This window comes from Sphingomonas oryzagri (assembly GCF_029906645.1).
Lineage (GTDB): Bacteria > Pseudomonadota > Alphaproteobacteria > Sphingomonadales > Sphingomonadaceae > Solisphingomonas > Solisphingomonas oryzagri.
On sequence record NZ_JARYGZ010000001.1, the window covers coordinates 1,391,566 to 1,412,879 of the forward strand.

Annotated in this window: 24 protein-coding genes; 6 read left to right on the forward strand and 18 right to left on the reverse strand. The window is 67.7% G+C overall.

What is annotated here, in order from left to right; genetic code table 11:
- Position 1: 1 nt before the first annotated feature.
- Together grxC and QGN17_RS06690 are read right to left on the reverse strand one after the other, a co-directional pair.
- Positions 2–259: a glutaredoxin 3 gene (gene grxC, locus QGN17_RS06685; RefSeq protein WP_281043719.1), complete on the reverse strand. Its 258-nt coding sequence runs from the start codon at positions 257–259 to the stop codon at positions 2–4.
- A gap of 36 nt (positions 260–295) precedes the next feature.
- Positions 296–1,060 (reverse strand): ComF family protein, encoded by a 765-nt coding sequence (locus QGN17_RS06690; RefSeq protein WP_281043720.1) that lies wholly within the window; start codon positions 1,058–1,060, stop codon positions 296–298.
- A gap of 40 nt (positions 1,061–1,100) precedes the next feature.
- Between QGN17_RS06690 and QGN17_RS06695 the strand changes: the two genes are divergently transcribed.
- Positions 1,101–1,964, forward strand: a complete 864-nt coding sequence (locus QGN17_RS06695) for a class I SAM-dependent methyltransferase (RefSeq protein ID WP_281043721.1) — start codon at positions 1,101–1,103, stop codon at positions 1,962–1,964.
- Here QGN17_RS06695 and QGN17_RS06700 read toward each other — a convergent pair.
- Entirely contained in the window at positions 1,961–2,368 is a 408-nt protein-coding gene (locus tag QGN17_RS06700) for a (deoxy)nucleoside triphosphate pyrophosphohydrolase (RefSeq protein ID WP_281043722.1), read from the reverse strand. The two genes, QGN17_RS06695 and QGN17_RS06700, sit on opposite strands and share 4 nt — an antisense overlap.
- A gap of 68 nt (positions 2,369–2,436) precedes the next feature.
- Here QGN17_RS06700 and QGN17_RS06705 point away from each other — a divergent pair, with 68 nt between their 5' ends.
- Both QGN17_RS06705 and QGN17_RS06710 read left to right on the forward strand, forming a co-directional pair.
- Complete coding sequence (locus QGN17_RS06705; RefSeq protein ID WP_281043723.1) at positions 2,437–2,613, forward strand: Flp family type IVb pilin; 177 nt, start codon at positions 2,437–2,439, stop codon at positions 2,611–2,613.
- Positions 2,614–2,753: 140 nt separating this feature from the next.
- The gene (locus tag QGN17_RS06710; protein ID WP_160366366.1) at positions 2,754–2,918 is read left to right on the forward strand and encodes a Flp family type IVb pilin; all 165 of its coding nucleotides are present in this window, start codon (positions 2,754–2,756) and stop codon (positions 2,916–2,918) included.
- A 106-nt stretch (positions 2,919–3,024) separates the two neighbouring features.
- Here the strand turns inward: QGN17_RS06710 and QGN17_RS06715 are convergent, their stop codons facing one another.
- From QGN17_RS06715 to QGN17_RS06730, 4 genes are all read right to left on the reverse strand, one after another.
- Positions 3,025–3,963 (reverse strand): acetyl-CoA carboxylase carboxyltransferase subunit alpha, encoded by a 939-nt coding sequence (locus QGN17_RS06715; RefSeq protein WP_281043724.1) that lies wholly within the window; start codon positions 3,961–3,963, stop codon positions 3,025–3,027.
- Positions 3,964–3,974: 11 nt separating this feature from the next.
- A complete protein-coding gene (locus QGN17_RS06720; RefSeq protein ID WP_281043725.1) occupies positions 3,975–4,916 on the reverse strand; it encodes a tyrosine-type recombinase/integrase in 942 nt (313 codons plus the stop codon).
- 79 nt (positions 4,917–4,995) lie between these two features.
- Positions 4,996–6,849, reverse strand: coding sequence for a hypothetical protein (locus tag QGN17_RS06725; RefSeq protein WP_281043726.1), 1,854 nt, complete (start codon positions 6,847–6,849; stop codon positions 4,996–4,998).
- Positions 6,833–6,979, reverse strand: coding sequence for a hypothetical protein (locus tag QGN17_RS06730; RefSeq protein ID WP_281043727.1), 147 nt, complete (start codon positions 6,977–6,979; stop codon positions 6,833–6,835). The genes QGN17_RS06725 and QGN17_RS06730 overlap by 17 nt, the downstream gene beginning before the upstream one ends.
- 127 nt (positions 6,980–7,106) lie before the next feature.
- Here QGN17_RS06730 and QGN17_RS06735 point away from each other — a divergent pair, with 127 nt between their 5' ends.
- Together QGN17_RS06735 and aroB are read left to right on the forward strand one after the other, a co-directional pair.
- Complete coding sequence (locus QGN17_RS06735; RefSeq protein ID WP_281043728.1) at positions 7,107–7,625, forward strand: shikimate kinase; 519 nt, start codon at positions 7,107–7,109, stop codon at positions 7,623–7,625.
- Positions 7,622–8,728: a 3-dehydroquinate synthase gene (gene aroB, locus QGN17_RS06740; RefSeq protein WP_281043729.1), complete on the forward strand. Its 1,107-nt coding sequence runs from the start codon at positions 7,622–7,624 to the stop codon at positions 8,726–8,728. The genes QGN17_RS06735 and aroB overlap by 4 nt, the downstream gene beginning before the upstream one ends.
- A 1-nt stretch (position 8,729) precedes the next feature.
- On the opposite strand, the gene QGN17_RS06745 is transcribed toward aroB, so the two are convergent.
- The 4 genes from QGN17_RS06745 to QGN17_RS06760 all read right to left on the reverse strand — a co-directional run bounded on the left by QGN17_RS06745 (position 8,730) and on the right by QGN17_RS06760 (position 11,991).
- A complete protein-coding gene (locus QGN17_RS06745) occupies positions 8,730–9,071 on the reverse strand; it encodes a DUF423 domain-containing protein (protein ID WP_281043730.1) in 342 nt (113 codons plus the stop codon).
- Positions 9,068–10,858, reverse strand: a complete 1,791-nt coding sequence (locus tag QGN17_RS06750) for a cation:proton antiporter domain-containing protein (RefSeq protein WP_281043731.1) — start codon at positions 10,856–10,858, stop codon at positions 9,068–9,070. The genes QGN17_RS06745 and QGN17_RS06750 overlap by 4 nt, the downstream gene beginning before the upstream one ends.
- The gene (locus QGN17_RS06755; RefSeq protein WP_281043732.1) at positions 10,855–11,292 is read right to left on the reverse strand and encodes an iron-sulfur cluster assembly scaffold protein; all 438 of its coding nucleotides are present in this window, start codon (positions 11,290–11,292) and stop codon (positions 10,855–10,857) included. Before QGN17_RS06755 ends, QGN17_RS06750 begins: the two co-directional genes overlap by 4 nt.
- A gap of 153 nt (positions 11,293–11,445) precedes the next feature.
- Positions 11,446–11,991, reverse strand: a complete 546-nt coding sequence (locus QGN17_RS06760) for a CvpA family protein (protein ID WP_281043733.1) — start codon at positions 11,989–11,991, stop codon at positions 11,446–11,448.
- Between the two features lie 507 nt (positions 11,992–12,498).
- On the opposite strand from QGN17_RS06760, the gene QGN17_RS06765 reads away from it, so the two are divergent.
- Entirely contained in the window at positions 12,499–12,675 is a 177-nt protein-coding gene (locus tag QGN17_RS06765) for a hypothetical protein (RefSeq protein WP_281043734.1), read from the forward strand.
- Positions 12,676–12,766: 91 nt separating this feature from the next.
- Here the strand turns inward: QGN17_RS06765 and QGN17_RS06770 are convergent, their stop codons facing one another.
- The 7 genes from QGN17_RS06770 to QGN17_RS06800 all read right to left on the reverse strand — a co-directional run bounded on the left by QGN17_RS06770 (position 12,767) and on the right by QGN17_RS06800 (position 21,258).
- On the reverse strand, positions 12,767–13,186 hold the full coding sequence (locus QGN17_RS06770; RefSeq protein WP_281043735.1) for a hypothetical protein: 420 nt from the start codon (positions 13,184–13,186) through the stop codon (positions 12,767–12,769).
- A gap of 211 nt (positions 13,187–13,397) precedes the next feature.
- Positions 13,398–13,688 carry a hypothetical protein gene (locus QGN17_RS06775; protein ID WP_281043736.1) on the reverse strand — a complete coding sequence of 97 codons (291 nt, stop codon included), beginning with the start codon at positions 13,686–13,688 and terminating at the stop codon, positions 13,398–13,400.
- 200 nt (positions 13,689–13,888) lie between these two features.
- Positions 13,889–15,262, reverse strand: a complete 1,374-nt coding sequence (gene radA / locus QGN17_RS06780; RefSeq protein ID WP_281043737.1) for a DNA repair protein RadA — start codon at positions 15,260–15,262, stop codon at positions 13,889–13,891.
- 69 nt (positions 15,263–15,331) lie between these two features.
- Positions 15,332–16,852 carry a Ppx/GppA family phosphatase gene (locus tag QGN17_RS06785; RefSeq protein WP_281043738.1) on the reverse strand — a complete coding sequence of 507 codons (1,521 nt, stop codon included), beginning with the start codon at positions 16,850–16,852 and terminating at the stop codon, positions 15,332–15,334.
- Positions 16,853–17,082: 230 nt separating this feature from the next.
- Positions 17,083–19,317 (reverse strand): RNA degradosome polyphosphate kinase, encoded by a 2,235-nt coding sequence (locus QGN17_RS06790; RefSeq protein ID WP_281043739.1) that lies wholly within the window; start codon positions 19,315–19,317, stop codon positions 17,083–17,085.
- A gap of 22 nt (positions 19,318–19,339) precedes the next feature.
- A complete protein-coding gene (locus tag QGN17_RS06795; RefSeq protein WP_281043740.1) occupies positions 19,340–19,948 on the reverse strand; it encodes an HdaA/DnaA family protein in 609 nt (202 codons plus the stop codon).
- Entirely contained in the window at positions 19,945–21,258 is a 1,314-nt protein-coding gene (locus QGN17_RS06800; protein ID WP_281043741.1) for a heavy-metal-associated domain-containing protein, read from the reverse strand. Before QGN17_RS06800 ends, QGN17_RS06795 begins: the two co-directional genes overlap by 4 nt.
- Positions 21,259–21,314: the final 56 nt, after the last annotated feature.

Below are 21,314 nucleotides of genomic sequence, written 5' to 3' on the forward strand. Positions count from 1 at the left end.
ATCAGGCCGCCAGCAGCGTATCCAGCTCGCCCGATGCATTCAGCGCGGCGAGATCGTCCGACCCGCCGACATGCCTGCCGTCGATGAAGATCGAAGGGACGGTGGTGTGGTTCGGTGCGCGCTCCAGCATCTCCTTGCGCTTCGGCCCGCCCATGGTGATGTCGATCTCCTCGAACGCCACGCCCTTCTCGTCAAGCAGCTTCTTGGCGCGCGCGCAGAAGGGACAGAACATCTTGGTATACATCTCGACCTTGGCCATGGGACGCTCCTTCGTTTCCGTTGACCTGTGGATGCGTCACGCGATTGTCAACGTATCGCCGGCTTCGTCCCGCAAGACGCGCGCCCAGCAGAGTAGCCGCACCTCGCTCGCGCCCTCCCGTTTGAGCACCTTGGCGCAGGCGTTGGCGGTGGCGCCGCTGGTGTAGACGTCGTCGATCAGCAGCACGGCCCTGCCCTTCAGCCGCGCGCGATCGGTCACCGCGAAGGCGCCCGAGACCGTCCTGGCACGCTGCTTGCGGCCGAGTCCGCGCAAGGCCGGCGTCGCCCTGGTGCGGATCAGCGTGTCGGGCAGACACTCCCGCCCCGATCGTTCGGCGAGGCCACGCGCGATCAGCAGTGCCTGATTATAACCGCGCGACCACAGCCGCCAGCGATGCAGCGGCACCGGAACGATCACCGCATCGGCCGGCAGATCGCCGATCAGCCGCGCCATGTGATGCGCCATCGTTCGGGCCACGCCGGGCCGTCCGCCATATTTGAGGCGCAGCGCCACCGTCCGCGCGACGTCTCCATAGGCCACCGCCGCCGCCGCGCGATCGAAGGCGGGCGGATCGGCGTGGCAGGCGCCGCACAGCGCGTCGGTGCCGAGATCATGCGGCAACGGCACCGCGCAGCGCGCGCAGGCCGGCGGCCCGAGGAAGTCGAGCGCCTGCCAGCAATCGACGCAGAAGCGGTGATCCCCATCGACGATCAGTCCGCAACCGGGGCAGCGCGGCGGCAGCACGAAGTCCAGCCCCGTCGTCCAGAGCGAACGCATCCATGTCGCGGCGAGGGCGGCCATGCGCCCTTGTCCGCCGGGACGCGGCGTTGCACAAGCCGGCATGGCCTCCGCTCCCCCCGAACCGTTCGACCGCCGCCGCCGCCGCGCGCGCCGCGACCGGGCGCTGTCGCGCTTCGCCGATCACGGCTTCCTCACGCATCATATCGTCGAGGAACTGCTCGGCCGACTGGAGGCGATCGACCGCCGCTTCGCGCGCGCGCTGGTGATCGGCGCGGGCGACGACATACTGGCGAGCGCGCTCCGGGCGCAGGGCATGACGGTGATCGTCGCCGAGCCGGGCTTCGCCGCCGCGAAGGCCGCCGGCGGCATCCAGTGCGACGAGGATCGCCTGCCCTTCGCGGATGGCGTGTTCGACATCGTACTCTCGGCGGGATCGCTCGACAGCGTCAACGACCTCCCCGGCGCGCTGGTGCTGGCGCGGCGCGTGCTGAAGCCGGACGGGCTGTTCATGGCCGGCTTCCTCGGCGCGGGCAGCCTGCCCCGCCTGCGCGCCGCGATGCTGCAGGCGGATTTCGCCGGCGGCGGCGGAGTGGCCCCGCGCATCCATCCGCAGATCGACGTGCGTTCGGCGGGCGACCTCCTCTCCCGCGCCGGCTTCGCGCTACCCGTGTCGGACGGCGAGACGTTGCAGGCGCGCTACCGCGACCTGGGCGGACTGCTCGCCGATCTCCGCTTCGGGGCGCAGGGCGGCGTGCTGTCGGGCGATCGCCCGCCGCTCGGACGGATGCAGGCAGCCGCCGCGCACGGTGCTTTCCTCTCCGAAGCGGATGAGGACGGCCGGGTCAGCGAGACGTTCGAGATCGTCTACCTGATCGGCTGGGCGCCCGATGCCTCGCAACCGAAGCCGGCGCGACGCGGCAGCGCGGTCGCGTCGCTGGCGGACGCGTTGAAGGCGAAGGGCTAGACCAGAGCCTCCAGCAACCCGATCAGCGGGCGATCGGGCGCCGGCATGTCGAGCCGGTGCAGTTCGACCGGGCGCACCCATTTGAGCGCCGAAGCCTCCAGCGGCTGCGGCACGCCCTTCCATTTGCGGCAGACGTGGAGCAGCAGCAGCAGATGCCGCTCGCCCAGCGGCTCGCTGGCGAAGGCTGCGGGTGCGAGGCAGGCCGCCTCCACATCGATGCCCAGTTCCTCGCGAAGCTCGCGGATCAGCGCCGTGGCGGGCGTTTCACCCCCTTCGATCTTGCCGCCCGGAAACTCCCACAAGCCCTTCAGCGGGCCGGCCGCGCGCTGCTGAACCAGAACCCGCCCGTCACGATCGACGAGTGCCACCGCGGAAACCAGCAGAAGGGTCGGATATGGTTCCATCGGCGTAAATCTTCCTTAAGCCAAAACGAATAAGGCAGCATCGGGACGTGAATCGACAGGGGATCTGTGTGCGCTGGTTTCGGGAGCTTTCGCGCGATGAAAAAGGCGGGACGCTCATCGAATATGGGCTGATCCTGGCATTGATCTTCGTCGTGATGATGGTTGCGGTACACGCGCTTTCGATCCAGGTCGTCGGCACGATCAATCACGTCAAGAACGAGGTCGTCAACGCGAGTGATCTTTAATGTCGCGTTTACGATAGATTCTTCGCCTCTCCCCGTTCCCGTTTAAACATTTGGCAACCCAGTTTCGTCTAAAGCCGGTTCTGCCGAGCCCAAGGGGGCAAAGCCGGGTAGTGTTACGGACGAAGACGTAGGAGAATTCCATGCGCAAGTTTCTGAAGAACAACAAGGGCGCCACCGCGATCGAGTACGGCCTGATCGCCGCCCTCATCGCCGTTGCCGCGATTTCCGCGATGTCGGCCCTCGGCACGAAACTGAAGAACACCTTCACCAACGTGTCGACCGCGATGAGCTCGACCGTCTCGTAAGAGACGCGTCCGATCTCACGATCGAATGGGCGGGCGGCGTATCTTCGGATACGCCGCCCGTTTCATTTCAGGCTATCGCTCTGTGTGCGGGATCCGCCCGTCCCGCTCAGCCGATCGTCAGGAACTTGTCGCGACGCCGGTTTCGGACCTCCACCGACGACAGCGGCGCCAGCGCATCCAGTTCCTCGCCCAGCGCCTTGCCGAGCGCGGCCACCGCCGCCTGCGGATCGCGATGCGCCCCGCCAACCGGCTCGGTCACGATGCGATCCACCACGCCGAGCTTTTCCAGATCCTGCGCGGTGATCTTCATCGCGTCCGCAGCGTCCGCCGCCTTCTCGGCGGTGCGCCACAGGATCGACGCGCACCCCTCGGGCGAGATCACCGAATAGACGGCGTGTTCGAACATCAGCACGCGGTTCGCCGCCGCCAGCGCGATCGCGCCGCCCGAGCCGCCCTCGCCCACCACCGCCGACACGATCGGCACGCCGAGCGCGAGGCACGCCTCGGTGGAGCGCGCGATCGCCTCCGCCTGGCCACGCTCCTCGGCCTGCACGCCGGGAAAGGCGCCGGACGTGTCGACAAGCGTCACCACGGGGATACCGAAGCGGTCCGCCAGTTCCATCAGGCGGATCGCCTTGCGATAGCCTTCGGGCTTGGCCATGCCGAAATTGTGCTTGAGGCGCGTCGCGGTGTCGTCGCCCTTCTCGTGGCCGATCACCATCACCCGGCGCCCGCCGATCCGGCCGAAACCACCGATGATCGCCTGATCGTCGGCGAAGGCGCGGTCGCCGGCCAGGGCCATGAAATCATCGACGAAGCCGGCGATATAATCTTTCAGGTGCGGGCGCTGCGGATGGCGCGCGACCTGCGTCTTCTGCCAGGGCGTCAGCTTCGCATAGGTGTCGCGAAGCATCTTGTCGGCCTTGGCCTCCAGCTTGCCGACCTCCGCCTCGATATCGAGCGAGCCGGAATCGGCGGTGTCGCGCAGTTCGGCCACGCGGGTGCGCAGCTCGGCGATCGGCTTTTCAAAGTCGAGAAACATCATGGCCAGAGCGATTAAGCGTCCGGCTTGGCGAGGTCAACGGAAGGCGGATCGTTCAACGGGTGACGCTGGTTGACCAGTTCGATCAGGCGGCGACTGTCGACATGGGTGTAGATCTGGGTGGTGCCGATGTCGGCATGGCCCAGCATCGTCTGAAGCGCGCGCAGGTCCGCCCCGCCTTCGAGCAGGTGCGTGGCGAAGGCGTGGCGCAATACGTGCGGGCTGATCCGGTCGGGCGGGATGCCCGCCTGGGCGCCCAGCGCGCGGATCAGCTGATAGAGGCGCACCCGGCTCAGGTGGCTCTTGCCCGATGGGAAGAGGAAGGGCTGCCCATCCGGCACCAGCGCCCGCCAGCGATCGACCGCCGCCAGTGCGCGATCCGAGATCGGCACCAGCCGCTCGCGCCCGCCCTTGCCCTTCAGGATCAGGAAGGGCTGGCCGGTGCGGATCGCGGCGCGCGGCAGCGAGACCAGTTCGGTGGCGCGCAGGCCCGATCCGTAGAGCAGTTCGACCAGAGCGGCGGCGCGAATATCCTCCGGCCGGGCCGGATCGAGGCAGCGACGGTCCAGCACTTCGAACAGGCGGTCGACGTCGGCGTGGCTCAGCACCTTGGGGAGCGAACGCCGCACCTGCCCGCGCGGCAGGGCCGCGGAAGGATCGTCGCTGCGATCGCCCTCGTCGACGAGGAAGCGGTAGAAGCGCCGAAGCGCCGCCGACTTACGCGCGATCGTGGCGCGGGCGAGCGCCGCCCATTCCTCGCCGAGCGTCGCCATATCGTCGGCCCCCGCGCCCGCCAGCCTGCCCTCCAGCAGCGTAGAGGCGGAACGCAGATCCGTCCCGTAGGCGAGCAACGTGTTGCGCGAGGCCCCCGCCTCCGCCGCCATCGCTTCAAGGAAGCGCTCGATGGCGCGCGCGTCCTCCCCCTGGGCGAACGCCGCTCCCACCCTCTTCGTCATTGCGAGCGAAGCGAAGCAATCCAGTCGCGGCGTCTGGATCGCCACGCCGCTACGCGGCTCGCGATGACGAGAGTGGAGATCATGTCCGCATCAGGGCTTCGGCGGCGATCATCCGGGCCTCCGGCTCCAGCCCCACCGATCGGAGCGCAGCGAGGATGTGGTAGAGGAACACCGGCTGAACCTGGCTCCAGTCGCTGGTCTGCATGCCGACCGCCGCCAGCACCACCACCGTCGCCGGCTCGCGCCGCGCCGCCGCTTGGTCGATCGCCTGCGTCCAGATGTTGCGCACGCCCATCGGCACGTCGAGCTTGCCCGCCAGTTCCTGAGCGTCGCTGGCCTTCAGCCGGCCGAGCGCGGCGAGGCTGACATAGAGCAGTTGCGCCCTGAGCTTGGCCGAGCCGCGTCCGCCATCACCGAAGCTGGCGACGCGATCGGCATCGACATCGACCACCGGACGGGGTGCGCCGACCGCCATCAACGCCCAGGCCTCGTCGCCGGTCGTGCCGCTCGCGCCACGCGCGATATCGGCCCAGCGCGCCGACTGAATATCGAGACCGGCCGAGAGCATCGCCGCGATCAGGTTCGAGACATCGGAGGCATAATCGCTCGAAGGAACGATCCGCGCCGCGGCCCGCGCGGTGAGGATGCGCGAGGCGTACTGGTCGCGCTCGTCCTCCGGATCCTTCCACAACGCCCGCAGCGCCGCGACGCGATCCGCCTCGTTCTCGCCGGCATAGGCCTTGCGGAGACGGCCGGCGGGGCTGTCGTCCATCGCATAGGGGTCGCCCCCCTCGGCCACCTGGGACACGAAATCGACCAGATCGGCCGACGAGACAACACCCAGGGTCGCCGCCACCCGCTCCGCCTTGGCGCGGCTGGCGACCGGCAGCATCGGCGCACGCGCGCGCCAGCCCTGCATCGCGAGGCCGCCCTGATCGAGCAGGTAGGACGGGATTTCGAGACCCAGCGCGCTGCCGAGGCCGAAGCGCCAGCTCGTCAGCGAATTGACGCTGTTCCAGTCGACCTCCGGCGCGCGCTTGGCGGCGGTACCGGCGCCGACCACGCGCTCGGCAAGCGCGAGGTCCATGCCGTCGGCGGCGCCGGGCAGCGAGCGGGCGCGATCGATCAGCGCGGAGGCCGTGCCGCCGTCATTCTGCAAGCCCGCGCACATCGCGCGCGCCAACGGCCAGGTGGAGGTCTTGGACGCCGCGTCGGCGGCATCGGCAACCGGGCAGAGCGCGCCGGGATCGGCCGCCGCCATCGCCGATTCGAGCACCGCCTCGTAATAACGCGGCGTGCCCTTGTCGGGATCGACCTTCTCGACCAGCAGGTGCGCCGCATCCGCCTCGCCCATGCGCGTGAGCAGCAGGGTGCGTTCCGCCACCCAGTCCGACGGGTTCACCCCGCCCGGCGTGGCGATGTCGGTGGTCAGCACGCGACGCAGCAGCATCGACAGCCAGCGCGAGGCGATCGGCGCATCGAGGCGCGCGAGCAGCGTGTTCAGGTAGCGACCCGACGTGTTGCCGAAGCCATCCTGCGGAATGCCGGTGACGGCACTGCTGAGGATACCGACATGCTCGGTCGAGCGGCGGGCGAATTCCGGAATGTCCTGCTTGCGCAGGGCATCGGCCGCTTCCTCCGCCGCCTTCTCGGCGGCGTTGTCCGCCTCGTCCTGCGCGGCGGCGGCGGCGTTGGCCTCCTCCGGCGTCGGCGGCGCGAGCGTGAGGGTCGGCACCTCCTGCACCTGCCCGGTGTCGGGCGCCTGCGCGGGTTCGGCGGGTGCGGCCGGCTGCGGCTGCGCCTTGGGTGACGGAGACCCGAAACCCGGCGGCAGGATCGATTGCGGGGACTGGCCGATCGCGGCGGGAATACCGATCGCCAGCAGCGCGACGCCGCCGGCGAGCGCCGCGACGCGCTTAGTGCGAGGACGCATCGGCGCCGTTCAGCGTCACCACCTTCTCGACGTGATGCGGCGTCACATCATGATGGCCGCGCGACAGCCAGACGAGGCCCGCGATGATCAGGACGATGATGACGATCAGGATGGTGGTGCCGCGGGACATGGGGCTTTCTGCCTTGAGAAGAAAAAGATGACACAGACGAAGGAAGCGGGCTTTTGCCCCAACCCATGGCCCTGTGTATAGCCCCGGCGCCATGCCGCAAACCCCGCCCCCGCAACGGTCCGCCCCGATGCCGCCCCGGCCGCGCCGGCCGATCGTGCTCGTGGGGCTGATGGGGGTCGGCAAATCGACCGTCGGGCGACGGCTGGCGAGCCGTCTCCATCTGCCCTTCGTCGATGCCGACAAGGAGATCGAGACCGCCGCCGGCCTTTCCATCGCCGAGATCTTCGCTCGTTATGGCGAGCAGGCCTTTCGCGACGGCGAGCGGCGCGTCATCGCGCGGTTGATCGACGGCCGCCCCAAGGTGATCGCCACCGGCGGCGGCGCCTTCATGAACGACGAGACGCGCGCGCTGATCCTCAAGCGCGCCACCGCCGTGTGGCTGGATGCCGATATCGACGTGCTGGTCGATCGGGTGGGCAGGCGCGACGATCGCCCCCTGCTCCACGATCGCGATCCGCGCGAGGTGCTGATCGAGCTGTCCGCCACGCGCAACCCGGTCTACGCGCTCGCCCCCATCCATGTCCGGTCCGAACCGTTGCCGCACGATGCGACGGTCGACTCCATCCTGAAGGCGCTCATTCCATGACGATCGTTCCTGTGTCCCTGGGCGATCGCAGCTATGACGTGGCGATCGCGGCAGGCGCGCTGGCCCATGCCGGAGAGCGCCTGAAATCCTATGCGCGGGGCGGCCGGTTCGTGGTGGTGACCGACGAGCATGTCGCCGCCGCACAGCTGCCGAAGCTCACCGCCTCGCTGGAGGCGGCGGGGCTGACGGTCGAGCCGATCGTGCTGCCCGCCGGCGAATCGACCAAGAGCTGGGAGCAACTGGCGGCATTGAGCGACCGGCTGCTCGGCCTCGGCATCGAGCGTTCCGACAACATCATTGCGCTCGGCGGCGGCGTGATCGGCGATCTGGTGGGATTCGCGGCCTCGATCCTGAAGCGCGGCTGCGGCTTCGTGCAGGTGCCGACGACCTTGCTCGCGCAGGTCGATTCATCGGTCGGCGGCAAGACGGCGATCAACACGCCCGCCGGCAAGAACCTGATCGGCGCGTTCCATCAGCCGAGTCACGTGCTGATCGATCCCGACACGATCGATACCCTGCCTCGGCGTGAGGTTGGGGCCGGCTATGCCGAGGTGGTGAAATACGGGCTGATCGACGATCCCGTGTTCTTCGACTGGTGCGAGGCGAACGGCGAGCACCTGCTGGCCGGCGATCCGGCGGCACGCACCCACGCCATCGCCACCAGCATCGCCGCCAAGGCCCGCATCGTCGCCGCCGACGAGCGCGAGACGACCGGCGTGCGCGCGCTGCTCAATCTCGGCCACACCTTCGGCCACGCGCTGGAGGCGGAGACCGGCTTCGGCACGCGCCTGCTCCATGGCGAGGGCGTGGCGTGCGGCATGGCACTGGCTTTCCGCTATTCGGCGCGGCTGGGTTATTGCGAGCCTGAGGATGCGGCGCGGGTCTCGGCGCACCTCAAGGCCGCCGGGTTGCCGGTGACGCTGGCGGAGGCGGGCGTCGATACCTCTGGCGAGGTGCTGGTCGGCCACATGCTCCACGACAAGAAGATGGCTGGCGGCAAGCTGCCCTTCCTGCTCGCGCACGGCATCGGGCGGACGTTTCTGGCGAAGGGTGTCGATCTGGCCGACGTGGCGGCGTTTCTGGACGGGGAACGCGACAGCTAGATCAGGCTCGTGCCCGCCACGCCCCGATCGCCAGCGCGAACCAGCCCATGATGAGGCCCATGCCCCCGAACGGGGTGACGATCCCGAAGATATGCGGCGCCCCCAGCGCCAGCGCATAGAGCGAACCCGCGAACAGCGCGCCGCCCGCCACGAAGCACCAGCCGGCGAACGCGCCCAGCGGCCGCTGGAACAGCGCCAGCGCAGCGAGCGCGTGGATCAGCTGATAATGCGATCCTGTCTTCAGCAGTTCGGCCGCCATGCCGCTCGCGCCGTGCGCACCGAACGCGCCCGCCGCCACCGCCAGCGCGCCGGACAGAGCGGCGAGGATGGCGAGTGCCCTCACCCCTCGGCCTGGTCGTCGAGCGCGTCCGGCGTGCGGCCGGGCCGGTACATCAGGCTCACCGCCGTCTGCGCGCGCAGTTCACCCGCCTCGTGCTGGGCACGCAGACGGCGCATGTCCCGCTCGCGATAATCGGCCTCGATCCGATCGATCTCCTCGGTCTCCGCGCCAACCGAATCGAGCGCCATGCGCCCCATCTTCACCGCGCTCTCCATCACCTCGCGCACCGATTGCGGCGCGAGGCCGATCTTCTTGAGCGCCAGCACGTCGCGCCGGTCGAACACGCGGACCAGCAGGCGGGCGTGCGGGAACGTCTCCTGCACCGCCTCCAGCACATCCACGGAGGGCTGGTCGCCATCGATACAGAAGCAGATCAGCTCGGCCTCGTCGGCGCCCGCCTGCCGCAGCAGATCGAGCCGGGTGCCGTCGCCATAATAGACCTTGATCTCCATCCGGTCGCCGATGTCGATGATCTCGGTGTCGAGATCGACGATGGTCACCGACATGCCGTGGGCGAACAGCATCTGGGTGACGGTCTGGCCGAAGCGGCCATAGCCGACGACGATCGCCTGCCCCTGCTCGGCCTCCTCCGGCCCGGCGAGCCCACGCAGCTTGGCGCCCGCCTCCTCGCCGCCGAAGCGCCGGGCGAGCGACATCAGGAACGGTGTCGTCGCCATCGAGAGCGTGACGACGGCGGAGAACAGGCTCGCCGCCTCGGGCGCGATCAGATAGGCGGCCTGCGCCTGCCCGAACAGCACGAAGCCGAATTCGCCGCCCTGGCTCAGCAGCAGGCCGAGCGCGAAGGCGGATTTCGTCTCCATCCGCGCGATCTTGGCGATCCCGAACAGCACGCCCGTCTTCACGATGATCAGCGCGGCGGCGATGCCCAGCACGAAGAAAGGCCGCGTCGCGATCGCCGACAGATCCAGCAACATGCCGACCGTCAGGAAGAACAGGCCGAGCAGGATCGAGCGGAACGGCTCGACATCCGCCTCCAGCTCGTGCCGGTAGGGCGAATCCGCCAGCATCACACCCGCCACGAAGGCGCCGAGCGCGGTCGAGAGATGCAGCCACTCCATCAAAGCGGATGCCGCGAGCACCGTGAACAGCCCGGCCGCCACGAACATCTCGCGCTCGCCGAGCTTGCCGATCGCGCGCAGCGCGGGGCTGAGCACATAGCGTCCGGCCAGCACCAGCGCGACGATCGCACCCAGCGTGTAGAGGCCGAGCAGCCAGCCCGGCGGCGCATTCTGGTCCACCGGCGCGCGGCTGAGCGCGGTGATGATCGTGATCAGCGGGATGATCGACAGATCCTGGAACAGCAGGATCGAGAAGGCCCGCTCGCCGAACTGGGTGTGCAGGCGCCCCTGCGAGCGCAGCAGCGGCAGCACCTGCGCGGTGGACGACAAGGCCAGCGGCAGGCCGATCGCCAGCGCCGCCTTGGGGCTGAAATTGGCGCAGAAGCGCAGCACCAACGCGACCGCGAGGCCCGCCGCGATCACCTGCGCGGCGCCCAGCCCGAAGATGTCTCGCCTCAGCTCCCATAGCCGGCGCGGATTGAGCTCCAGCCCGACGAGGAAGAGCAGCAGGGTGATGCCGATCTCGGCGATGCCCATCTTGCCCTGCGCGTCGCCGACCAGATCGAGCATCTGCGGCCCGATCAGCACGCCCGCGACGAGATAGCCCAGCACCGCGCCGAGGCCGAAGCGGCGGAACAGCAGCACGGCGGGCAAGGCCGCGCCGAGCATGATCACGCCGTCACGCAGCAGGTTGTCGGTCGGCGTCGTCATGCCGCCTGCGCCCGGCGGGCGTCGGCGACGGCCTCGACCACCGCCTCGAAAGCGAGGCGGATCGAGGGGTGGCGCGCCGGATAATCGCGCGCCGGGCCGAAGATTTCGAGGCCGGGCCAATCGCCCGGATCGTCCCGCTCTTTCGCGAGGAAGGCCGTGATCGCATCGCGCGCCGCCGCCAGTTCCTCGGGGCTTCGGCCGATCGCGTGTGCGCCCATCAGCGAGGCGGAGGCCTGCCCCAGCGCGCAGGCGCGCACCTCCTGCCCCAAGGCGGCCACCCGCCCTTCGCCGTCCAGCACGACATCGACTGTGACGCGGCTGCCGCAGACCGGCGAGCGCTTCTCCGACGAGCCTTCCGCATGGGTCAGCCGCGCGTCGTGCGGGATCGAAGCGGCGAGCCGCAGGATGGTGGAATTATACAGCGCGGCCGACATGGACCGACAGATAGGCGACCGTTTCAGCCGCGTCACCCCCACGTGCCCCCCTCCCTGAAAGGGAGGGATTAGGGGTGGGTTCTTCTCAGTATCTCGTCATGCCTGCCTTAAACGAACCCACCCCCGGCCCCTCCCATTTAGGGAGGGGAGGTTTCAGTTCGTCGTACTTCCCTCGACATTCTCCACACCCGCCGGCTCGCCGCGGCGCTTCGCGATCATGTCGTCGATCGCGTGGCGGCTCGCCTGCAGCAGCGAGATCGAGCGCGCCTCGCGCACCCAGTCCGGGCGCGGCGCCGCGCCGCCATAGCCGATGTCGTAGACGAGGTTGCCGAACATGAAGAGCAGCGTCGCGCCGATCAGCCCCTTCAGCGCGCCGAAGCCGAGGCCGAGCGTGCGATCGATCGGCCCCAGCACCGAATCGCGCGTCCGCCGGCCGATCCGCTGCGCGATCATGCGCCCGCCGAAAAAGGTGATCCCGAACACCAGCACGAAGGCGAGTAGCGACGCGCCCGATTTCGTGTGCAGCCACGTCCCCACGATCAACGCGGCGGGCGTGTAGAAGAGCTTGAGCGCGATCACCACCGCCACCCAGGCGAACAGCGACAGCACCTCCGTCACGAAGCCGCGCAGCACGCCCAGAATGGCGCCGCCGCCAACGAAGATCAGCACGATGATGTCGAGAAGGGTGAGTGAGTGCATGGTCGCGCGGAGGTAGGAGGTGGATGCGGGAGGGTCAATCGGGACCGCTCATCCTCCCTCGGGCGGGGGGAGGATCTGGAGAAGGCACACGTCTCCCGTAAAATCAGGACAGGGGGAAGGTCACGGCCGGCGCGTCCTTTGCCAATGGCACCCGGTTGCTGGACGGCTTGGGGTAAGCAAGTGCGGATCGTAACCGGAGCCGCGTCCAGACTTTGAGATCGGGACCAGAAGCCCCTGCCCACGGTTGGCCTGGCAGGGTGTCACGACAGTCCCGGGGTTACAGTTTTTTCAGCGAAGCTTCGGCTTGTAACCGGATGACTCCGCGCCGCCGCCCAGGGCTTCGATGCGAACATCTCGGACCCGGTTCCCATCCTTCGCTCCCGTGCGCTTAGGGTTTGAAGAACGCCGCAATTAATAACCCATATGGTTCTCAATGTCAAGATCCATCCGAGCGCGCTATCGCCGCCGGGCCGATCGATGCTAGGCGGCGCCGAAAGGTGCGTATCGATGATCGCCATTGGTTGCCTGTTGCTCGGCATCCTTCCCATCGCCGGCTTCATGCTCGGTCTGTTCGTATCGGGGATGCCGATGGCGATCGGCCTCGCGGTCTCCGGCTTCGTGATCGCAGCAGCCGTTTGCGGCGTCACCGGCTACGCCCTCGCCAAGGCCGGGCGGCGGGAGTAGCGGCGACACCGGCGATGGAGCGATCGTCCGCAAATGGTGGATTTGCGACGGTTGGCTTTCGGATGGCAATTAGAAAAAGCCGACTGCCCGCTTATCGACGTTGGGTTATCGTCGTAGTTTCATGTGCCGACTTGTAAATAGACCTGTTGATAATGGCAAGGAATAGGCCACCAAATCCGCCAGCAATGGCTGTCGGCCAAGACGCTTGAGAAGCACTATGACTCAATATCATTACCCAGAAAACGCTCGATATCGCCCCCGTACCAACAGACATCATGATTCCGATGATCTTTTTTCGAGCCGTTTCTTGCATCAATATGAGCAAGGCCGCAGTTGCCGCGCTTGGAACAAGACCCACTTCGTAGATGGCAAACCATGCCTTTGGACCAGCGATAAACACGATCAGAAGTAGTGGGCAAATGATCGACAATGCGGAAAAACCGAGCAGAGGCCCTAACATCGCAAGGAAAGCCCCGCGCATAAAAGGATACGCGTTCAGAAAGCGGATCATTCGGTACCTGCCAAACCTACTACTACGCGGTCAATATCCCTGAATTCACTTATCAAACGTTGCGGCGACCAATCATGGAAATGGCCTGACTGTTTTTCGGGCCGACATCTCGGTTCGAAACGTCCACGCCTATTCGTGTGCAAGCCAGCGGCCCGAACTGGCACCGATCATGGCGTTCGCACGGCCGGCGTGGTGGCATCGAGACAGTCAGCTATCCCCCGCTGAGATGCGCGGAATAGAAAAGCAGGCCAGTGAACGCCGCGATTGCGCCTGAGGAAAGCGCGTAAAATAGCTTCACGCTTGATTTCATTGTTAATAGGGCCATGGCACTGCAAACCACTGCGGTCCAAATCAGCGCTTTTGACCACATCGGCGCGTAAGGTGGCGTGCCGTGATCCAATTCGAGCGCAGAAATGACCATCAATACTAGAGCGTCTATGATAAAAAACGCGACGGCAATAGCTATTTTTATTCTTGCCATGGAAGGCTCGCGCGAATTCATAACATCAGTTGCCCTAATGATCGGAGAGGCTTGCGCCTACCGCATGGGATGTATGCCGCAATTGGACGCTAGCTGCCAGTAGTCGCCCCTGCGAGGCCAACGGCCAATCCTTACCGGTCCGCGAGCGCGTCAGTTCGGATGATGGGCTCCAGTCTGCGCAGGAGCGACGGCTATTCTCGCGATCATCTTCGGGCAGGCTCTCACCCCCGCCCGAGCAGATGATCCACCAGCCGCCCCAGCGTCGGGAAGCGGCTGGGCGCGATGCTGCCCGCCTCGATGCTCCCCGCGCTCGGCACCAGCGCGCGTTCGAAGCCGAGCTTGGCGCTTTCCTTCAGGCGGATCGCGGCGTGGGCGACGGGGCGCAGTTCGCCCGACAGCGAGACCTCGCCGAACGTCACCGCGTCGGCCGGCACCGGCCGCTCGGCGAGCGCCGACACCAGGGCCGCCGCCACCGCGAGATCTGCCGCCGGATCGGTGATGCGGTAGCCGCCCGCCACGTTCAGATAGACCTCGGCGGTGGAGAAGCTCAGCCCGCAGCGCGCCTCCAGCACCGCGAGGATCATCGCCAGCCGCCCCGAATCCCAGCCGACCACCGCGCGGCGCGGCGTCGCACCGGAGGCCAGCCGCACGGTCAGCGCCTGGATCTCGACGAGCAGCGGCCGCGTCCCCTCCAGCGCAGGGAACACCACCGCGCCGGCGACACCCTCGTCGCGTTGCGTCAGGAACAGGGCGGAGGGGTTCGGCACCTCGCCCAGCCCCTGCTCGGCCATGGCGAAGACGCCGATCTCGTCGGTACCGCCGAAGCGGTTCTTGATCGCGCGCAGGATGCGATACTGGTGGCTGCGCTCGCCCTCGAAGCTCAGCACCGTGTCGACCATATGCTCCAGAACGCGCGGGCCGGCGATCGCGCCGTCCTTGGTGACATGGCCGACGAGGATCAGCGCCGCGCCCGTTTCCTTGGCGTAGCGGATCAGTTCCTGCGCCGACGCGCGCACCTGGCTGACCGTGCCGGGCGCGCCCTCGATCATGTCGCTGTGCATGGTTTGAATCGAATCGATCACCAGCAAGGCGGGCGGGCGGCCGCTGTCCAGCGTGGCGAGGATGTCGCGCACCGAAGTGGCGGACGCGAGCTTGACCGGCGCGTTGCCGAGACCGAGGCGACGGGCGCGCAGCCGCACCTGATCGGCCGCCTCCTCACCCGAAATATAGGCGACGGGCAGACCGCGATCGGCCAGCCGCGCCGCCGCCTGGATCAGCAGGGTCGACTTGCCGATCCCCGGATCGCCGCCGATCAGCGTCGCCGAACCGGGGACGAGACCGCCGCCAAGCGTGCGGTCCAGCTCGGCGATGCCGGTCTGCGTGCGCGGCGGCAGCGCGACGTCGGCGTCGAGCGCTACCAGTTCGATCTGTCTGCCACCGCGCCGCAGGTCATGCTTGGCGGCGAAGGCGGTGGCGGCGACGGGCGCTTCCTCCACCAGCGTGTTCCACTCGGCGCAGTCGCCGCACTGCCCCTGCCAGCGTGACGTCACGCCGCCACAGGCCTGACAGACGAAGCGCTTGGTGACCTTGGCCATGGGGTGTCCGGGCGGTTGAACGAAGCGGGAACATAGCAACACAATTCCTCTCCCCGCAAGGGAGGGAGTTTACGCTTCGCTCATCGTCGCCTTCAGACCGAAGCTGGCCGCCAGCGTCTTGTGCCGCCGCTCCACCGCCTCGCCGTAGAGCGCGCCGTCTCCGTCCGCGAGACGCAGCGCGACCGCATCCTTCTCCAGCCTGATGCTGCTCGACTTGAGCGGCCCGGCGACACCGCCCGACAGGCGCTGCCCCAGCCGCATCGCGAGACCCCAGCGAAGCGCCCGCGTGCGATCCTCCGGCGAGCAGAGCTGCGCGACGATCTCCGGTTCTCCATCCGCGCCGAAGCTGGTGTAGAGCGCCTGCGCCATCATCGCCCGGCCGCGCGCGTCGATGCCGACCCAGTTGCCGTGCAGCGCCGTTTCCAGGCCGCGTTCCCCCCGGAACTCGGGATGTGCGCGCCAGCCCACGTCGGCGAGCAGGCAGCAGGCATGGCGGAGGCGGGTCTCATAGGCGCCTTCCTCCTTGAAGAGAGGCGCCATCCATTTGTCGAGCAGGTCGCCATGTTCGGGGAAGCGCCCCAGGCGGCGCCCCTCCTCGCGGGTGGCGTGGATCAGCGGATCGACGTCGCGGATGTCGGCCGGCAGATTGCGGTGCAGCACGCCTTCGCGCAGACCGTAGGCGGAGGTGACAAGGCTCGCCGACCCCAATTCGCGCACCACCAGCGCCAGGATCGCGGCGGCATCGGGCAGCGCCCCGGCTCGCGAGGAAGACAGCGAATGGACGTCCTTGAGCCGTGCCTTGTCGAGATGGGCGAGCGCCCGGACCACGCGCTGCGCGGTTTCCGCCGGCATGGCGTAACCGTGGACGATCGGCAGCGGATAATCGGTCATGTGCATGACCAGCCGCGCCAACGCGCGCCACGATCCGCCGACGAGGTAGAAGGGCAGGCCTGCGCCCTTGCCGTGCCAGCCCGCCTCGCCGAGCATATGCTCGACCCGCTGACGCAGCGCGCGCGGGCCTTTCTTGCGGATTTCGGCGACGCGCAGCACACCGAGCGGGAAGGAGACGCGATCGTGGACCTTGCCGTCCTTCACCCGCGCGAGTTCGAGGCTGCCACCACCAAGATCGCCGACGATGCCATCGGCCTCCGGAAAGGCGGCGAGTACGCCCTCGCCCGCCATTTCGGCCTCTTCCTCGCCGGAGAGGACCGAGACGTCGAGACCGATTTCGGCCGCACGGGCGAGGAAATCGGTGCCGTTGGTGGCATCGCGCACCGCCGCCGTGGCGACGACGTGGAGCGTGGCGACGCCGATCTTGTCGGCGACCAGGCGGAAGCGCTCCAGCGCCACGAAGGCCCGCTCCACCGCCTGCGGATCGAGCGCGCCGGTGGCGGCCAGGCCCTTGCCCAGCCCCGCCATCACCTTCTCGTTGAACAGGATCGAGGGGATGCGGTGCGGCCCGTCATAGACGACGAGACGAATCGAGTTGGAACCAATGTCGATGATGCCGACGCGCCCGTCGGCGCCGTCCGGGCGATGAACGCCGGCTTCCTTGGGCGGGGCCGGGCGGAAGAGAAAACCGGGTTTCATTACGGTGGAGAGTTAGCCGCATTTCGGGATGAGGCAAAGGGGAGGCATTCGGTTGGGCGCTTGGGAATGTCGGATCGACGACCCTGCCCGATCCTCCCCCGCCAGGGGTGAGGTGGCACGCAGCACGCGTGACGGAGGGGGCGGGCGCCGGGATGTCATAGGCGAATTCATCGCCGTCCTCCCCCTCCGTCGCCTTCGGCGTCACCTCCCCTGGCGGGGGAGGATCGGGATTAGGCCCCGCCCCGCCTGAGCTTCAGCCTCGGCACGCCCTCGCTCTTCTTGAGCGCAGCACCTCGACCGGACAGCGACGGATTGGTCATGAAATAGCGGTGCAAGTTGAATGGCTTGCCACCCGCATTGACAACCCGGTCGTAGCTTCCGTCCGGCTTCAGAACCCAGCTCTGCTCGGTGTCGATCAGGTTGGCGACCAGCACCTGCCCCAGCACCTGCTCGTGCACCGTGGGGTTGTCGATCGGCAGCATATATTCGACTCGGCGATCGAGGTTGCGGGGCATCCAGTCCGCCGACGAGATGAACACCTTCGCGCTCGGGCTGGGCATCGCTTCGCCGTCGCCGAAGCAGAAGATGCGGCTATGTTCGAGGAAGCGTCCGACCACCGACTTCACGCGGATATTCTCGGACAGCCCCGGAACGCCGGGCTTGAGACAACAGATGCCGCGCACGATCAGATCGACCTGCACGCCCGCCGCGCTCGCCCGATAGAGCTTCTCGATGATCGAGGGATCGACCAGCGAGTTCATCTTGGCCCAGATCGTCCCCGGTCGCCCGGCGCGGACATGATCGATCTCCGCATCGATCAGCGCGGAGAGCTTCTCGCGCAGGCCGTGGGGCGAGATGGTGATGCGCTCCAGATCGTGCGGTTCGACATAGCCGGTAATGTAGTTGAACACCTGCCCCGCATCGCGCCCGATGCGAGGATCGGCCGTGAAGAAGCTGAGATCGGTATATATTTTCGCCGTCACCGGATGATAGTTGCCGGTGCCGAAGTGGCAGTAGGTACGAAAGGTGCCGTTCTCGCGACGGACAACCATGCTGATTTTGGCATGGGTCTTCCAGTTGGTGAAGCCGTAGACCACCTGCACGCCGGCGCGCTCCAGCTGGCTCGCCCACATGATGTTCTGCTCTTCGTCGAAGCGCGCCTTCAGCTCGACCACCGCCGTCACCGACTTGCCGGCTTCCGCCGCGTCGATCAGCGCGCGGATGATCGCGGACTGCTTGCCGGCGCGGTAAAGCGTCTGCTTGATCGCCACGACATCGGGATCCTGCGCCGCCTGCTTGAGAAAGGCGATGACCACCTCGAAGCTCTCATACGGGTGGTGGACGACGATATCCTTGTCTCTGATCGCGGCGAAGCAATCGCCGTCATGTTCTCGGATTCGTTCGGGAAAACGTGGCGTGTAGGGTGGCCATTTGAGATCCGGCCGGTTCTCCTCGGTCAGCTGGTCGAGATCGGCGATGCCGAGGAAGCCCGAGGCTTCGGAGACGATCGCGCCCTGCCCCACCGCCTCGCAGACCAGCGCCTCCAGATCCTCCGGCATCCCCGCTTCCATGCGCAGCCGGATCACCCGGCCGCGCCGGCGGCGCTTGATCGCGGTGTGGAAGAAGCGGACCAGATCCTCCGCCTCCTCCTCGATCTCGATATCGCTGTCGCGGATAATGCGGAAAGCGCCGTCGCCGAGCAGTTCGTAGCCGGGGAACAGGATCGCCGTGAAGCGGCGGATGATGTTCTCGATCGAGACGTAGCGTGCCGCATCGCCCGGCAGGCGCACGAAGCGCGGCAGGGTGGTGGGGATCATCAGCAGCTCGCGGATCGGCTCGCCGTCCGAGATGCGCTTCAGGTCGAAGATCAGGCTGAAGCCCTTGTTCGGGATGAACGGGAAGGGATGCGCGGGATCGAGCGCCTGCGGGGTGAGAACCTGCAGCACCTGATCGCGGAAATATTCCTCCAGCCAGCGCGAGGAGTCGGCATCGACATCCTTGTTGCTCAGCACGCGGAAGTCCTGGGTGGCCAATTCATGCCGCAGCTCGCGCCAGACGATCTGCTGGCGATGCATCAGATTCTCGGCGCTGGCTCCCAGCGCTTCGAGCTGTTGCACCGGGGTCAGCCCGTCCGCCGACAGCTGCTCGACCGCGTTCAGCTGCTGGCCGCGCAGGCCGGCGACACGCACCATGAAGAATTCGTCGAGATTGCCGCCCGAGATCGACAGGAAGCGCAGCCGCTCCAGCAGCGGGTGCGCCGGATTGCACGCCTCGTCCAGCACGCGCTCGTTGAAGGCAAGCCAGCTCAGTTCGCGGTTGAAATAGCGTTCGCGCGGGGCGACCGGATCGGCCACGACCGCCTCGTCATGGTGGCTCTGCACCTCGGCGACGGCCTGCTCGATGGTTTCGGTGGTGACCGGCGTAATGACCGGCGCGTCTTCGGGGGTTTCGATCCGTTCGCTCATCGGTGACAGGATAGCGCAGCTTTCATGAATCGTCGATGACACCGGCCTGCAGCAAGGCGTCCCGCGCCAGCGGGATGGTGAGCCGATGATGACGGGTGAGCGAGGCGCGGTCGAGTGCGTCCACCGCCGACAGTATGCCGACATAGCTCCGCTCGATCCGCGCGCCGAGCCAGGCGATCAACGTCGGCGGCGCGGGCAGGCCGCGATGCGCGAGGCCGCGCTCGATCAGCGCGCGCAGCAGATCGTCGTCCGGCGGCAGGATCGCGACGCGCGGCGTCGCGGTAAGGCGCGAGGCGAGATCGGGGAGCGCCACCCGCCATTCGGGCGGCGCCGCATCGGCCACGATCAGCAGCGGACGTCTTGACGTCATCGCCGCGTTCCAGGCGTGGAAGATCGTTTCCTCGTCCGCCTTCCACGCATCGTCGATCAGCCGGCCGCCGGTCTTCTGCGCGAACAGGCGGGCGAGCAGGCTGCGGCCGGACTTGCGCGGACCGGTCAGGATGGTGATCGGCACCGGCCAGAGCGCCCAATGCTCCAGATGCTTCGCCACGGCGGCGTTGGCGTCGGACAGGATGAACTGGTCGTCGCGCTCGTCCTCCGGCCAGTCCAGCGGGAGGGCGATCTGGCTCACGGCTTGGGCTGTCCCGCGGGCGTCGGCGGTGCGGGCGGAGCCGCCGCCGGAGCGGGCGCCGGCCCGCCACGCTTCATGCTGAGTGCCGTGCCGGAGCCTTCCAGCCGCCAGCCGCGTGCCTGCAACCCGATCTTCAGCGCCGCGAGATCGCCATTGTAGGTGAGCGAGAGCAGCGAGGTGCCGCCGAGCGCGAGGCTCTGCACGCTGGCCGATTGCACGCCCGGCACCGCGCGCAGCGCCGCCTGCGCCTGATCGAGCGTGGCAACGTCGCCGGTCTCCAGCTGGATCGTGGCGTTGTTCTGATCGATACCCGAAATCACCGAGGCGAGCGGATCGTCCGCCGTGGTCGGCAGCAGATCGTCGGTCGGCGTGTCCGGTTCCTCGATGGTCAGCGACGGATCGGGCTTCAGGCGGCCGCCATTGAGCGCCTGGATGTAGAGATCATCGACCTGCTTCACGCCCTGATCGAGCATCTTGTCCAGCCCGGCAGTGTTCGGCGCGGCCAGCGTGAAGGTGCCGAGCACCTCCCCGTCCGGCCCGTGCCGCGCGATGAAGCGCGCCGCGATCGGCCCCCCGGGGAAGCGACGCTGAAGGTGGACTTCCGGCACGACGATGTCCGATGCGCCATATTGGTCGAGCAGAGCGCGCCACCACAGCCGACCCGGACGATTGGCCTGGCCGATGTTGAGCAGCAGCGGATCCGGCCCGTTGCCGTAGGGGCGGACGTAGTCGATCGGGCTCTGGCCAGTGCGATAGCGCGCCCAGGCCTTCTGCCAGCTGCTCCGCTGCTCGAAGGTGACGGGGCCGGCACCGTCCATCTCGACCGGGATCACCAGCATCGGCGCGGAGTGCGGGGTGCCGTTGACCGATCCGATCATCTCCCCGGTGCGGCCGCGATCGAACAGGATGCCGAGCGTCGCAATATAGCGGTGCGGGCCGACCTGCTCCTGCTCCACCTCGATGCCCGCGACGATCGAATCGAGCGTCGAATCGGGCACGCCGGGCGCCGCATCGGGGCCGAGGCCGTGCATCCGGCCCCACAATATCTTCCAGCCCTTGCGCTGGGCGAGCCGCCACGCGGCGGTGCGCGCCTCGTCCGCCGTCTTGCCGGCGACGTCGACCTGCACGCCCGTCACCTCGTAGTTGGACGAGCTGTCGATCGGCGCGACTCCGCGATCACCGGGCGCCAATTGCGCGATGGCATACCATCCGCCGACGCCCGCCAGCGCCACGCCCAGCGCGATCATCGGGGCGCGGAAACGCCGCCGGGGGGCAGGCACGACGAAATCGGAGGGGTTCACAGGCTTCACGATCGCCCTTCTGGCGGGTTGGGCATGGAAATCCAAGTCCGGAGTCGCTACGGGCC